Genomic DNA, 13,523 nt, shown 5'->3' with positions numbered 1-13,523 from the left:
CCTTCCTCACAGGCCGAGATCGGCCTCGAACGCCGCTTCCTCGAGCCGGTGCCGGATCGTGGTCAGGAAGCGACCGGCGTCGGCGCCGTCGATCAGGCGGTGGTCGTAGGTGAGCGGCAGGTAGCACATCGAACGGACGCCGATGGACTCGTTGCCGGTCTCGTCGGTCACCACGACCGGACGCTTCACGATCGCGCCCGTGCCGAGCATGGCCGCCTGTGGCGGAACCAGGATCGGGGTGTCGAACAGCGCGCCCTGGCTGCCGATGTTGGTGATGGTGAACGTGCCGCCGGCCAGCTCGTCGGGCTTGAGCCCGCCGGTGCGAGCGCGGTTGGCGATGTCGGCGATGGCGCGCGCCAGACCGGCCAGCGACAGGTCGCTGGCGTTGTGGATCACCGGGGACAGCAGGCCCTGCTCGGTGTCGACGGCGATGCCGAGGTGCACCGAGGCGTGGTAGGTGATCTCCTTGCTGGACTCGTCGTAGCTGGCGTTGACGTTCGGGTGCACGCCGAGCGCCTCGACCACGGCCTTGGCGAAGAAGGGCAGGAACGTCAGGTTGACGCCCTCGCGTTCCTTGAACGCCGCCTTGGCCTGGTTGCGCAGCGCCGCGATCTTGGTGACGTCGGCCTCGTGCACCTGGGTCAGCTGCGCGGTGGTCTGCAGCGACTCGCGGGTCTTGGTCGCGGTGATCTGGCGGATGCGGTTGGCTTTCTGCACGGTCCCGCGCAGGTGGGCCAGCTCCGGGCTCGCCGCGGCGGGAGCCGAGGGCGCCTTCGCCGCCGGGGCGGACGCGGCCGGAGCGGCGGCCGGGGCGGGGGCCTTCTTGGCCTCGGCGGCGGCGAGCACGTCCTGCTTGCGAATGCGGCCTCCGACACCGGAACCGGTGATCGTGGCGAGGTCGACGTTGTTCTCCTCGGCCAGCTTGCGCACCAGCGGGGTGACGTAGGGGGTTGCGCCGTTGGAGGATTCGGCAGCCGCGGCGGCCGGCGCGGGGGCGGGCTTGGGGGCCGGGGCGGGAGCGGGAGCCGGGGCCGGGGCGGGAGCCGGGGCCGGAGCGGGCGCGGCGGCGGCCGGGGCCGGTTCGGGCTTGGGAGCCGGTTCGGGCTTGGGAGCGGGCGCGGGAGCCGGGGCAGGGGCCGGTGCGGCGGCCGCCGGGGAACCGCTGCCGATGACGCCGAGCTGTCCACCGACCGCGACGACGTCGTCTTCCTGGGCGGTGATCTCCAGCAGGGTGCCCGCGACGGGCGAGGGAATCTCGGTGTCGACCTTGTCGGTGGAGACCTCGAGCAGCGGCTCGTCGACGGCGACCTCGTCGCCGACCGACTTCAGCCAGCGGGTGACGGTGCCCTCGGTGACCGACTCGCCGAGCTCCGGCATCTTCACCGGGGTGCCGTCACCGGAGGACGCGGGCGCGGCTTGGGCGGCGGGCGCGGACTCCTCGGCGGGAGCGGCCTGAGGTTCGGCCGCGGGCGCCTCCTCGGACGGGACCGGGGTCTCCTGCGCGGGCGCCGCGGCTTCCGGAGCGGGCGCGGGAGCGGACGCCGCCGCCTCACCGGCTTCGCTGATCACGCCGAGCTCGCCGCCGACCTCGACCACGTCGTCCTCGTTCGCGACGATCTTCGACAGCACACCCGCCGCGGGGGACGGGATTTCGGTGTCGACCTTGTCGGTGGAGACTTCGAGCAGCGGCTCGTCGACCTCGACCGTGTCTCCTTCCTGCTTCAGCCACCTGGTCACCGTTCCCTCGGTGACGCTCTCACCAAGAGCGGGCATCTGGACGGAGAAGGCCATGTCCGTTGACTCCTCTGACTGCTCGACGGGGTTCTACAACAGTTGATCTCGCTGCGGACGCCCGCCGCGGGTCGCGACGTGAGTCCGGAAGCCACCGATCATTGTGCGTGGCACCGGAGATCCGTGTGGTTCTTGTACCGCGGTCCATCCTTGCACTCGCGCGCAAGCTACGTAGCACAGGGCGGCCAACTGCGCGGAGCTGGCAGTATGGGAAGACCGGCGGTGAACATTCTCCGGTGCAGGAAAGGAGGTGCGCGTCGTTGGGTTTGCTGGATCGTTTCCGTGGCGGCGTCGCCCGGGGCGGGGGCGCTCTACGTGGGAGTTCGGTGTCCGGGCGGGACGCTCGCTATCTGGCCGACTGGGTGCGCACGCACGTGGGCGTCGAGGGCTACATCGAACCGAAGACCACGGTGACCGATGTCACAGTGGTGCTTGTTGCCGCAGATGGTGAATGGACGCGGCGGATCGTCGGCGAGCGTGGTGCGCAACGGCTTGCCAAGGATTTGCACATCCCCGTCTACGACGTGCACAAGACCGGTTATCCGCAGCGGATGCGCGACTACGACGCTCGCAGGCGGGTGCAGCGGCAGCGCGAGCTGGAACGGGATCTGTACGACCTCTGAGCCGCCGGATTGTCCGTTCCGCCCGGTTCCGGGGTGCTTTCCGAGTTGCCCCGACGACGCGCGAAGCGTCCCCCCGGAGTCGCGAGGCGGAACCCACTCCGAATATCAGTGGGCCGATGCGCGGCGGAGCGTGGAACGCGGGCCGCGGTCCGCCCTTCGGACCGCGGTGGACTACCCGCGTCGTCCGGGAACGCCCCGGACGACGCGCTTCCCACTCACTCCGCGGCGATGTCCTGCAATACCGCGATCAGCGTGCGGACCGGGACGCCGGTGCCGCCCTTGCCGATGTAGCCGAACGGGCCGCCGGTGTTGTAGGCGGGACCGGCCACGTCGAGGTGGGCCCACTGCACGTTCTCCGGTACGAACTCCTTGAGGAACAGTCCGGCCGAGAGCATGCCGCCCCAGCGGTGCGGCGCGACATTGGCCAGGTCGGCGATCTTGGAGTTCAGGTCAGCGCGCAGTTCGGCGGGAAGCGGCATCGCCCAGCCGTTCTCCCCGACCTCGCGGGAGATGCGGGCCACCCGGTCGCGGAACTCGTCGGTGCCCATCACGCCGGGCGTGCGGGTGCCGAGCGCGACCATCTGCGCTCCGGTCAGCGTCGCCACGTCGATCAGGTACTCCGGCTCGTCCTCGCTCGCGCGCACGATCGCGTCGGCCAGGATCAATCGGCCCTCGGCGTCGGTGTTGAGCACCTCGACGGTGGTGCCGCCGTACTGGGTGAGCACGTCGCCGGGGCGCTGCGCGGTGGCCGAGGGCATGTTCTCCGCCATCGGCACCGTGGCGGTGACGGTGAGCGGCAGGCTCAGGCGCGCCGCCAGCAGCGTCGTGGCGATCACGGCGGCGGCGCCCGCCATGTCGGAGGTCATGTTCTCCATGTTCTGCGCGGGCTTGATGGAGATGCCGCCGGTGTCGAAGGTGATGCCCTTGCCGACCAGCGCGACCTTCTTCGGACCGCCCGCGTAGGTGATGCGGATCAGGCGCGGCGGGCGCGAGGAGCCCTTGCCCACCCCGAGCACGCCGCCGTAACCGCCCGCTTCCAGCGCCTTCTCATCGAGCACCTCGACGGTGAGACCCGCGGCCTCGGCGAGTTCCTGCGCGCGCGAGGCGAACTCGGCCGGGAACAAATGGCTGGGCGGGGTGTTCACGAAATCCCGTGCGGTGGCGACGGCCTCGGCGGTGAGCTGGGCGCGGAACAAGGCCTCCTCGCCGAATCCGGGCTCGGGCACGAGCAACTCGACGCGGGCCACGGGGCGCTCGTCCGGCTTGGGCGCGGACTTGTCCGAGCGGAACGGCGTGAAGGAGTAGGCGCCCAGGTAGAAGCCTTCCGCCGCGGCGCCGATGTCCAGCCCGGACAGCGTGGTCACCACCAGTTCGGTGCCGGAGAGCGCGCGAGCGGCCACGCCGGCCGAGCGGCGGATCTGCTCGGCGTCGAGTTTGTCGGTGGAGCCCAGACCGACGGCCAGGACGCTGGTCACCCCGTCCAGCCCGGCCGGGGCCGGAATCCGGGTGAGCTCCTCGGCCTTGCCTTTCGCCCCCACCGCGCCGAGCTGATCGAGCAGTTCCGCGCGCACGTCGGCGGTGAGCACGTCGCTGAACAGGTCCTCGGGCACGATGGCGGGACCGTCCTCCGAGGAGGTCAACCCGATGACGAGCACATCGGTGTCCGCGCCGATGGTCTCGGTGCGTGCCAGTTCCGGTCCGAGCGAGCGATCTGCAACAGCGGTCATTGGCACAGGCTATTCGGTCGGTTCCGGATAGCGCACCGCGACGCCGTCGAGCAGCAGTTCCACCGCGTCGTGCAGCAGGTCGTCGAAGTCCATCTCGAAGGAATCCGAGTCGGCGAGGAGACGGTGCAGGACGGGGCGGACCGTGGGGTCCAGCAGTTCGGCGAACTCGTGGCGCAGCGCGGTAGCCTCGGCGGCGTCGCGCGGCTCGCCGAAGCGGTCGGCGCGCTCGGAACTCCACAACAGCGCGAGGCCCTGGACCAGGCCGGAGAGCGCGAGGTAGATCGCGAAACCCGTGCGCCGCGTCAGGCCGGGGCGATCGAGGGCGGCGAAGTTCCGTTCCAAGACGTCCAGCAGGGCCGGGCCCAGCGGGGGGCGGGTGCGCGCCAGCAGCGGCAGCATCCACGGATGCCTGCGGTAGAGGCGCCACTCCTCGTGCGCCTCGTGCCGCAGCCGTCGGCGCCAGCCCGCGCATCCGGCCGCGGGCGGTGGGATCTCGTCGAGTACCAGCTCCGCCATGTTCGCCAGCAGCGTTTCCCGGTCGGGGACGTGGCGGTAGAGGGTCGCGGTCGCGACGCCGAGCGCGCTGGCCAGGCGGCGCATGGTGAGACCGTCGATTCCGTCGCGGTCGGCCAGCTCCACCGCCGCCCGCGCGATGCCGACCGCGGTCAGCCGCGTCGGGCGGCTCGCGCGGCGTGCCGGGATCGACGCGCGGCGCGCGCGGTAGGCGCGCGCCTGGCAGGAGCGCGAGCAGTACTTGCGCCGCCGGCCCTTGGCGGGCTGGGCGAGTTCCTTGCGGCAGACCGCGCACATCATCGGTGGTTCCATTTCGACACACGAACAGGTGTGACGAAATAGTAGCGACACGTCTCTGACCTCCTTAGATTCGATGATCGACACGATGTTCACAGGAAGGTGACGCGGATGGAGTTCACTGTTCGCCAGGCCGGTCGGCGCGACCGGGACGCGCTGATCGATGCGTTCGGCATCGCCAGTGCGGACGAGGTGGTGACGGAGTGGGTGCTGGAAGGTCAGCCTGATCCGGCTTTCCGTACCGCGTTCGTGCCGGGTTTGGTGGATCGAGCGCTGCGCGAGGACGAGATCTGGGTAGCGGGGCCGGGCGAGCAGATCTGGTCCATGTCGATCTGGCAGCACGTCACCTCGGTCGAGCGATTCGCCGACGAAGCCGCCGAGGCTCGGACCATGCTCGAACAGGCTCCCGATCTGCGCGTGGCGCAGCGGCTGACGTATCTCACCGACCTGCTCGCCCGCGCACACCCCCGCGAGTTCCCGCACCGCTACCTGCAAGTGATCGTCACGCTGCCGGAGCATCGCGGCAAGGGGGCGGGTGCGGTGATACTCGCCGACCGTTTGAAAGCGGTGTCCGAAGCGGACCTCCCGGCGTTTCTCGAAGCCAGCACCGAACGATCCGCCCGGCTCTACAGCCGTTGCGGATTCGCGCCGACCGCGGCGACCCACACGCTGCCGGAGAACGGCCCGACGCTGATCCCGATGTGGTTCCGGCCGTAGCGCGCGGGGCGGGCTTGCGCCGCCGCGGTCCCGGATAAGCTCGGCTGGTGACCGAGACGAGCCTCCTGCAAGGACCCATTCACGCCGTGCACGTCGAGCTGGGCGCCACTTTCGCGCCGTTCGGCGGCTGGGAGATGCCGGTGTCCTACGCGGGCACGGTGACCGAGCACCAAGCGGTCCGCACGACGGCCGGGCTGTTCGACGTCAGCCACCTGGGCAAGGCGACGGTGCGCGGCCGAGGCGCCGCGGCGTTCGTGAACTCTGCCCTCACCAACGATCTCGGCCGCATCCGCCCGGGCAAGGCGCAGTACACGCTGTGCTGCGCGCAGGACGGCGGCGTGATCGACGACTTGATCGCCTATTACGTCGGCGACGACGAGATCTTCCTGGTACCGAACGCCGCCAACACCGCGGCGGTCGTCGCCGAACTGCGCGAGGCCGCGCCCGACGGCGTCACGGTGACCGACGAGCACCGCGACTACGCCGTGTTCGCGGTGCAGGGGCCGCGCTCCGGCGAGGTGCTCGGCGCGCTCGGCCTGCCCACCGATCTCGAGTACATGGCCTTTGCCGACGCGGACTGGGACGGCCGCCCCGTCCGGGTCTGCCGCACCGGCTACACCGGCGAACACGGCTACGAGTTACTGCCGCGCTGGGCCGACGCCGAACCGCTGTTCCGCGCCTTGGTGGAGCAAGTGCGCGCCGCCGAGGGGCAGGTGGCCGGGCTGGGCGCCCGCGACACCTTGCGCACCGAGATGGGCTATCCCCTGCACGGACACGAGCTCTCGCCGGACATCTCCCCGGTGCAGGCGCGCTGCGGTTGGGCGGTCGGCTGGCAGAAGTCGCAGTTCTGGGGCAAGGCCGCGCTGGAGCAGGAGAAGTCGGACGGTCCGCGCCGAATCCTGCTGGGCCTCAAGGCGCTCGACCGCGGTGTGCTCCGGCAAGGCCAAACCGTGCTGCGCGACGGCGAGCCGGTCGGTGCGACCACGTCCGGCACCTTCTCGCCCACGCTCAAGCTCGGCATCGCGCTGGCGCTGCTGGACACCGCGGCGGGCATCGAACCCGGCGTCGAGGTCGAGGTCGATGTGCGCGGCCGCCGTGTGCGCTGCGAAACCGTCCGTCCGCCGTTCGTCCGGACCAACACCAAGTGAGGGACGCGCCCACCAGCCGCCGAGGGTGACGCGGTGCGGTGCGGACCGTGGCGAAATGGCCGGAAGCGGGCCGGATAGGATCGTCGGCATGACCGCTGCCGCACAGTTCACCCGTGTTCCGCATCCCGCGCCGCTTCCGGCGCAGCGGCGGCAAGAGGTACTGGCGGAGCCGGGGTTCGGGCGCCACTTCACCGATCACATGGTCTCGATCGATTACGTCGGCGGCACGTGGACCAACGCGCGGGTGGAGCCGTACGGGCCGCTCGCGCTGGACCCCGCGACCATGGTCTTCCACTACGGCCAGGCCATCTTCGAGGGACTGAAGGCCTACCGGCAGAGCGACGGCAGCGTCTCCTGCTTCCGCATCGACGCCAACGCCGCGCGTTTCCGCCGGTCGGCTCGCCGGATGGCGATGGCCGAACTGCCCGACGAGCTGTTCGTCGAGTCGGTGCGGCAACTGCTGGAGGTGGACCGGGACTGGGTGCCCGCGGCGGGCGGCGAGGAATCGCTGTACCTGCGGCCGTTCATGTTCGCCACCGAGGCCGGGCTGGGCGTGAAGCCCGCCGCGGCGTACAAGTACCTGCTGCTCGGTTCCCCGGCGGGGGCGTACTTCCCGCGTGGTGTGAAGCCGGTGCGGGTCTGGCTGTCCACCGAATACGTGCGCGCCGCGCCGGGCGGCACCGGCGAGGCGAAGGTCGCGGGCAACTACGCGGCGTCGCTGCTCGCGCAGGCCGAGGCATCGGCCAAGGGGTGCGACCAAGTGGTGTGGCTGGACGCGTGTGAGCGCCGCTACGTCGAAGAGATGGGCACCAACAACCTGTTCTTCGTCTTCGGTTCCGGGTCCGAGGCGCGGCTGGTCACCCCGGAACTGTCCGGCTCGTTGCTGCCGGGCATCACCCGGGACTCACTGCTCACCCTCGCCGCCGACTCGGGCTTCCCGGTCGAGGAGCGCAAGATCTCGGTGGAGGAATGGCGTAAGGGCGCCGAAACCGGGGAGATCACCGAGGTTTTCGCGTGCGGCACCGCCGCGGTGATCACGCCGGTCGGCTGGGTCCGTTCCGAGGCGGGCGAATTCACCATCGGCGGCGGCGAGCCCGGCGCGGTCACCATGGCGCTGCGCGACACCCTCACCGGCATCCAGCGCGGCACCTTCGCCGACAAGCACGGGTGGATGCGGCCGATGTGACTCAGCCCGGCATCAGCATGTGCCACTGTTCCAGCGTCTGCGGACGCATGACGTAGTTCTTGTCCCGGACAGTGGACAGCGTGGCGTTGGGTTCCTGCGAATACCAGTGCCCCGGGTACACGACCGGGTCACCGGGAAGTCCGGCCAGGTAGCGCAGGCTGCGGAACATTTCGTCCGAGTCGCCGCCGGGGAAGTCGGTGCGGCCGCAGCCGTCGACGAACAACGTGTCGCCGGCGATCAGGCGGTTGTCGAACAAAAAGCATTGGCTGCCCGGGGTGTGACCGGGCGTGTGTAGTAACTCGATGTCGAAGGCTCCGACGGTGACCTTGTCGCCGTGCTCGTGGCCGGTCAGTTCGCTCTCCGCGATGCCGGTGACATTGGCCACCCAGGGCAGCTCTGTCGCGTTGACATGCACTGGGACGCTTGTCTTCTCGAGCAGTTCGCGCACTCCGCGCAGGGTGAAGCCGAGCATCGTGCCGCCCACGTGATCGGGGTGATGATGGGTGGCGAGCACCCCGCTGAGCCGCAAGCCGTCGCTCTCGGCGATGTCCACCAGATCACCCGCGGCGTAGGCCGGGTCGATCACCACGCACTCGCCCGTTTCCCGATCGCCGATGAGATACGCGAAGTTGCGCATCTGCGTCGCGATCGGATCGCCCACGGCGTAGTCGCGTCCCGACAACAGCTGGCGAAAATACAGGCGCTCAGAAGACATACCGCCCACCTTATTGCCCGACCCAGACGACCCGCGCGGCACGGCCGGAAAAATTCCAGTGACTCAGACTCTCGCTCCCGGTCCGCACCGGCCAAACACCCGAATCGGCGCCCGCGGCCGGTCAGCCGGGCTGGACGGTAAGCGACAGCACGGCCGCCGTGAGCGCCACCGTGGTCTCGACGGCGGCGCCGAGGACGTCACCGGAGAGCCCCTCGAAGCGGCGAGCGCAATGCCGGACCAGGATCACCGAGGCGGCCAGACCGAGCGCCACGGCGAGCGGGCCGAGCCACGGACGGCCCGGGACGGCGAGCACGGCGAGCGCGAGAGCGAGCACCGACCAGGTGGCCTCGGCAAGGGCGGACTGCGTGTCGGCGACCAGGATGCCGAAACCGGTGCCCGGCGCGGCGGGGATGCCCCGGCAAGCGAGGATCACGGCGATTCGGCCGGTCGTCACGGCGAGAGCGACGGCCAGCCACCTATCCGACTCGGCAAGGGCCGCGAACGAGAACGCTTGTATCCCGATGGTGAACGCGAGCCCCGCGACACCGAACGGTCCGGCTCCGCCGCTTTTCATGATCTGCCTGGCCCGCTCCGGCGGCCCGTAGCTGCCGAGGCCGTCCAAGGTGTCGGCGAGGCCGTCCAGGTGCATACCCCTGGTGATCAATGCCAGCGCGCCGACCACCACCAGCCCGGCCAGCGCGGCGCTCGCCCCGGCGCGGGTCAGAGCCCACAGCAGACCCGCGGCCCCCGCGCCGAGCAGCGCGCCGACCAGCGGTGCCAGCAGGATCGCGCGGCCCGCCGCCGCGCGATCCACGGCATCCGGGCCGCGCACCGGCAGCACCGTGAGCCAGGAAATCGCCAACCGAACGCCGTTCACACCGAACCTCGTGTGCCAGGCGGCATCGCGCGCGCTGTGCCGCTGACCTGATCGATTACCGGCTGCGGTCCAGCTGTCGGCCCGCGCGTCGCGGAGCCGGGAGTCGCCGGGAGCGGTTGCCTCCCGCTCGGCGTCGGCCGGTGGAGGAAGGGGTCGCAGGACCGGGAAGACTTCACTTGCGCAGGTCGAGCGCGCGATTCACCGGTTCGGCGTCGGCGGTGCTGACGCCCGCTTCGCCGAAGGTGGACATCTCCGCGAGCGTGGCCACCGCCGAGCGGAGGACGGGCAAGGCGGTCAGAGCTCCGGAGCCTTCGCCGAGGCGCATGGCCAGGTCGATCACGGGGTCCAGGCGCAGGTGTCGCAGCGCGAGGTCGTGCGCCGGTTCGGTCGAGCGGTGACCCGCCAGCCACCAGGCGCTCGCGCCCGCGGCGAGGTCTTCGGCGACCATCGCCGCGGCCGTGACGACGACGCCGTCGAGCAGGACGGGCGTGCGCCGGGTGGCGGCCTGGGCGAGGAACGCGGCCATCGCGGCGAAGTCGGCGCCCGCGGCCACCCGGAGCAGTTCGACCGGGTCCTTCACCACCGGGCGGGCGCGGCGCATCGCGTCGCGGATCGCGGCGACCTTGCGGATCCATCCCGCGTCGTCGACGCCGGTGCCGCGGCCCACGGCGGCGACCGGTTCGGTCTTGGTGAGGCTCGCGACGAGCACGGTGGCCGGAGTCGTGTTGCCGATGCCCATGTCGCCCGCGATCAGCAGGTCGGCGCCCGCGTCGATCTCCTCGTCGGCGATGGCGCGGCCCGCCTCGATCGCCGCCCGGATCTCGTCGTCGGTGAGCGCGTCCTCGCGATCGATCGCCCCGCTGGAACGGCGCACCTTGTGCTTGGACACCTGCGGGTCGGTGTCCGCGTCGACGGAGATGTCCGCGACCTGCACCGTCGCGCCCGCCACCGCCGCGAGCGCGTTCACCGCGGCGCCGCCGGCCAGGAAGTTCGCGACCATCTGCGCGGTCACTTCGCTCGGATACGCCGACACCCCGTGCCGGGCGACGCCGTGGTCCCCGGCGAAGATCACCACCCGCGCACGCTCGAACTGCTTCGGCGGGCACGTGCCCTGACAGGCCGCCACCCAGTTGCCGAGTTGCTCCAGACGGCCGAGTGCGCCGGCGGGTTTGGTCAGCTGCGCCTGGCGCTGCTCGGCCGCCGCACGAGATTGTGCGTCCGGAGGCGCTACCGGTCCGAATCCGTGCGTCACTATCGAGCCTTTCGGTCATGGCGGTTCGCCCGCTTCGCCGCCCAATCTTGCCATTGCCCCGTCGCACCGTGGGGCCGTGACCTGACCTCGCCGCACCGGTTCGCCGCGCCCGAGGCATCGCCGAGCCGTCCGGCTGTCGACGGAAGCCGCATCGCCTGCGGCAAGGCCGACTTGTGCCACGCGGCCCAGGAGATGTGTCGAGGCGACACCGCGGTCGACGTCGAGAATCCAGGCGCTCAGACGGATACGAGTGAAGGGCGTGGGATCCGCGATCGGCGACGCGGACCGCTCGGCGCGGTCGCGGGTATCGCTGGGTGGAAGACGTGGCTCGAGCGCTATTTGAGGCGGACCGGCAGACCGGCGATGACGAAGAAGGCCTCGTCACAGACTTGGGCCAGACGCTGGTTGAGGGTGCCGATCTCGTCGCGGAACAGGCGGCCGGAGCGCGTGGCCGGGATGACGCCCATGCCCACTTCCGGGGTGACGATCACGAGGTCGCCGATGTACGCGGCGACGGCGGCGACCAGCGCGTCGGTGTCGGGGGAGACCGTGCCGCGCGGGGCGTCCCACGCGTCGCGCGCATCGATGCGGGCGGTCAACCAGGTGCCGATGTCATCGATCAGGGTGAAGACGGACGGCGTCGGCGTCGGCTCGGTGAGGATTTCCGCCGGATCGGCGCTTTCGACGGTGGACCAGCCCGCCGGTCGCCGGCCGCGATGCCCGGCGATGCGTTCGGCGAAGTCGTGGTCGCCGGGGTCGGGCACGGCGGTGGCGAGATACCGCACCGGGCCGCCCGACCGGACCGCGAGGTCCTCCGCGAACGCCGACTTCCCGGACCGCGCGCCACCGAGAACGAGGGTGCTACGCGGCGCGGCGGACGGAGGAGGTTCGGACACGGGTGCACGCTATCAACCGAGCGTCAGGTCCCCGCACTGCTCCGAGGCGTGCCGGGTGTCGGCGGGCGAGCGATCAGACCGCTGCTTCCGGACTGCGGCCGAAGCGGCGACGATATTCGGTGGGGGCGATGCCGACGAGGCGCTGGAAATGGTGGCGCAGGAGGGCGCCGGAGCCGAAACCGCAGCGTGCGGCGATGTGTTCCAGCCCGAGGTCGGTTTCCTCGAGCAGTTGCTTGGCCAGCAGTACGCGCTGGTTGGTGAGCCATTTCACCGGGGTGGTCCCGGTTTCGGCGGCGAAGCGACGCGCGAAGGTGCGGGTGGACATGTTGGAGCGGGTGGCGAGGTCTTCCACCGTGTGCGGCAGGTCGAGGTGCTCGTTCATCCACTCCAGGGTGGGAATGAGACTGTCGGAGGTGCAGGCGGCGACGGGGCGTTCGATGAACTGGCGCTGCCCGCCGTCGCGCTGCGGCGGCACCACCATGCGCCGCGCGATCGCGTTGGCCACGCCGCTGCCGAGTTCGCGCCGCACCAGGTGCAGGCAGGCGTCGATGCCCGCGGCGGTGCCCGCGCTGGTGATCAGATCGCCCTCGTCGACGAACAGCACGTCCGGATCGACGGTCGCCGCCGGATACGCGGCGGCGAGTTGCTCCACATGACGCCAGTGCGTGGTGCATTTGCGGCCGTCGAGCAGCCCGGCCGCCCCGGCCAGGAAGGCTCCGGAACACACCGTGAGCACGGTTGCTCCAGCCGCCGCCGCGTCGCGCACGGCGGTGACGACCCGCGGGTCGAATCCTTGGTCCGCCGCGGCGGCGGGGATGGCCACCAGATCGGCCGTCGCGAGCTCCGCGAGGCCGTGTTCCGGTGTGATCGTGATCCCGGGGCTCGTCGAGCGCAGCGGGACGCCCGGCTCGGCCCCGCACACCCGGAAATCGAAGCCGGGCAGCCCGTCAGCCGTGCGGTCGAGACCGAAAACCTCACACACCACCCCGAATTCGAACATGGCCATGCGTTCGGACAGCACCACGGCGACCTTCGACAGCATGCCGCCAGTCTAGTGGCCGAATTTTTACGAACTATGTCAGCACCGCCACTTTCGGCAGTAAATGAATGAACGAAAAATTACTGCCATGGCTACTTTCCTCATCACCCTGGCGGTTCTCGTGGTTTTCGCCACAGTCATCGCGCGCGGCACGGCCAGCGCGGGCTCCTCGAACGTGATCGACCGCGACGCGGAGCGACTGCACTCGGAACTGACGGCGATGCTCGGCCGCAACACCCACCACCGCTGACCGCGAGACACCGGTCCGCGCTCATGGCGGACCCACGACCGGGCAGAGTCCGTGGAAACCGGCCGAGCGCACGGTGCGCACGCCGCATCCGAACACCCCGCTTGTGTCGAGCGTCCTTGCCTCCCGCCATGTGTGGCAGGCCCTCAGACGAAGGGCGAAGACCGCGTACCCAGGTTCGCAGACGCTGCCGACCGCAATCACGCCAGGTCAACCCCGATTTCGAGCGAAGCCGGACCGAGCATTGCCGTCTGCGGCCCGGCTCGCGTGTGCGCCGCCGCGTACCCGACGAAGGAGCAAGAGACAACTGGGCCCAGCCGACAGCAAGCCATAGCGGACCCGTGTACTTCTTGGTAGCGAGTTGCGGTACCGACGCGCCCAGCGCACCACAACCACGTCTTCCGAGCGAAGCGAGACCGAGCATTGCCCGTTCGCGGCCCGGCTCGCGTTTGCGCGGCCGCCGCGTACGCGACGAAGGAGCAAGCGGCGGCCGCG

13 protein-coding genes are annotated in these 13,523 nt (G+C 70.7%); 5 read left to right on the top strand and 8 right to left on the bottom strand.

What is annotated here, in order from left to right:
• Nucleotides 1-6: 6 nt before the first annotated feature.
• Complete coding sequence (sucB, locus tag ABZ552_RS20535; protein ID WP_281874643.1) at nucleotides 7-1,791, bottom strand: 2-oxoglutarate dehydrogenase, E2 component, dihydrolipoamide succinyltransferase; 1,785 nt, start codon at nucleotides 1,789-1,791, stop codon at nucleotides 7-9.
• A gap of 326 nt (nucleotides 1,792-2,117) precedes the next feature.
• Between sucB and ABZ552_RS20530 the strand changes: the two genes are divergently transcribed.
• Complete coding sequence (locus ABZ552_RS20530) at nucleotides 2,118-2,414, top strand: oxidoreductase (RefSeq protein WP_281881084.1); 297 nt, start codon at nucleotides 2,118-2,120, stop codon at nucleotides 2,412-2,414.
• Nucleotides 2,415-2,629: 215 nt separating this feature from the next.
• Here ABZ552_RS20530 and ABZ552_RS20525 read toward each other — a convergent pair whose 3' ends face one another.
• On the bottom strand, nucleotides 2,630-4,141 hold the full coding sequence (locus tag ABZ552_RS20525) for a leucyl aminopeptidase (protein ID WP_281874641.1): 1,512 nt from the start codon (nucleotides 4,139-4,141) through the stop codon (nucleotides 2,630-2,632).
• 9 nt (nucleotides 4,142-4,150) lie between these two features.
• Nucleotides 4,151-4,966 carry a TetR/AcrR family transcriptional regulator C-terminal domain-containing protein gene (locus tag ABZ552_RS20520; RefSeq protein WP_281874640.1) on the bottom strand — a complete coding sequence of 272 codons (816 nt, stop codon included), beginning with the start codon at nucleotides 4,964-4,966 and terminating at the stop codon, nucleotides 4,151-4,153.
• Between the two features lie 96 nt (nucleotides 4,967-5,062).
• Here ABZ552_RS20520 and ABZ552_RS20515 point away from each other — a divergent pair, with 96 nt between their 5' ends.
• The 3 genes from ABZ552_RS20515 (at nucleotide 5,063) to ABZ552_RS20505 (ending at nucleotide 8,002) form a co-directional block, all read left to right on the top strand.
• A complete protein-coding gene (locus tag ABZ552_RS20515; RefSeq protein ID WP_281874639.1) occupies nucleotides 5,063-5,668 on the top strand; it encodes a GNAT family N-acetyltransferase in 606 nt (201 codons plus the stop codon).
• Between the two features lie 47 nt (nucleotides 5,669-5,715).
• The gene (gene gcvT, locus ABZ552_RS20510) at nucleotides 5,716-6,816 is read left to right on the top strand and encodes a glycine cleavage system aminomethyltransferase GcvT (protein WP_281874638.1); all 1,101 of its coding nucleotides are present in this window, start codon (nucleotides 5,716-5,718) and stop codon (nucleotides 6,814-6,816) included.
• A gap of 88 nt (nucleotides 6,817-6,904) precedes the next feature.
• A complete protein-coding gene (locus ABZ552_RS20505; protein ID WP_281874636.1) occupies nucleotides 6,905-8,002 on the top strand; it encodes a branched-chain amino acid aminotransferase in 1,098 nt (365 codons plus the stop codon).
• 1 nt (nucleotide 8,003) lies between these two features.
• Here ABZ552_RS20505 and ABZ552_RS20500 read toward each other — a convergent pair whose 3' ends face one another.
• The 5 genes from ABZ552_RS20500 to ABZ552_RS20480 form a co-directional block, all read right to left on the bottom strand.
• Nucleotides 8,004-8,717, bottom strand: a complete 714-nt coding sequence (locus ABZ552_RS20500; protein WP_281874634.1) for an MBL fold metallo-hydrolase — start codon at nucleotides 8,715-8,717, stop codon at nucleotides 8,004-8,006.
• A 121-nt stretch (nucleotides 8,718-8,838) separates the two neighbouring features.
• Nucleotides 8,839-9,594 carry an adenosylcobinamide-GDP ribazoletransferase gene (locus tag ABZ552_RS20495; protein WP_281874633.1) on the bottom strand — a complete coding sequence of 252 codons (756 nt, stop codon included), beginning with the start codon at nucleotides 9,592-9,594 and terminating at the stop codon, nucleotides 8,839-8,841.
• 172 nt (nucleotides 9,595-9,766) lie between these two features.
• The gene (gene cobT, locus ABZ552_RS20490; RefSeq protein WP_281874632.1) at nucleotides 9,767-10,846 is read right to left on the bottom strand and encodes a nicotinate-nucleotide--dimethylbenzimidazole phosphoribosyltransferase; all 1,080 of its coding nucleotides are present in this window, start codon (nucleotides 10,844-10,846) and stop codon (nucleotides 9,767-9,769) included.
• A 335-nt stretch (nucleotides 10,847-11,181) separates the two neighbouring features.
• Nucleotides 11,182-11,742 (bottom strand): bifunctional adenosylcobinamide kinase/adenosylcobinamide-phosphate guanylyltransferase, encoded by a 561-nt coding sequence (locus tag ABZ552_RS20485; RefSeq protein ID WP_281874631.1) that lies wholly within the window; start codon nucleotides 11,740-11,742, stop codon nucleotides 11,182-11,184.
• Between the two features lie 73 nt (nucleotides 11,743-11,815).
• Nucleotides 11,816-12,784: a helix-turn-helix domain-containing protein gene (locus ABZ552_RS20480; RefSeq protein WP_281874629.1), complete on the bottom strand. Its 969-nt coding sequence runs from the start codon at nucleotides 12,782-12,784 to the stop codon at nucleotides 11,816-11,818.
• Between the two features lie 85 nt (nucleotides 12,785-12,869).
• Between ABZ552_RS20480 and ABZ552_RS20475 the strand changes: the two genes are divergently transcribed.
• Entirely contained in the window at nucleotides 12,870-13,031 is a 162-nt protein-coding gene (locus ABZ552_RS20475) for a hypothetical protein (RefSeq protein WP_281874628.1), read from the top strand.
• Nucleotides 13,032-13,523: the final 492 nt, after the last annotated feature.

Origin of the sequence: Nocardia sp. NPDC019219 (genome assembly GCF_040632645.1) — a bacterium.
Taxonomy (GTDB): Bacteria; Actinomycetota; Actinomycetes; order Mycobacteriales; family Mycobacteriaceae; genus Nocardia; species Nocardia sputorum.
Note: the sequence above shows the minus strand (reverse complement) of the source record. Positions and strands in the feature narration are given on the sequence as shown.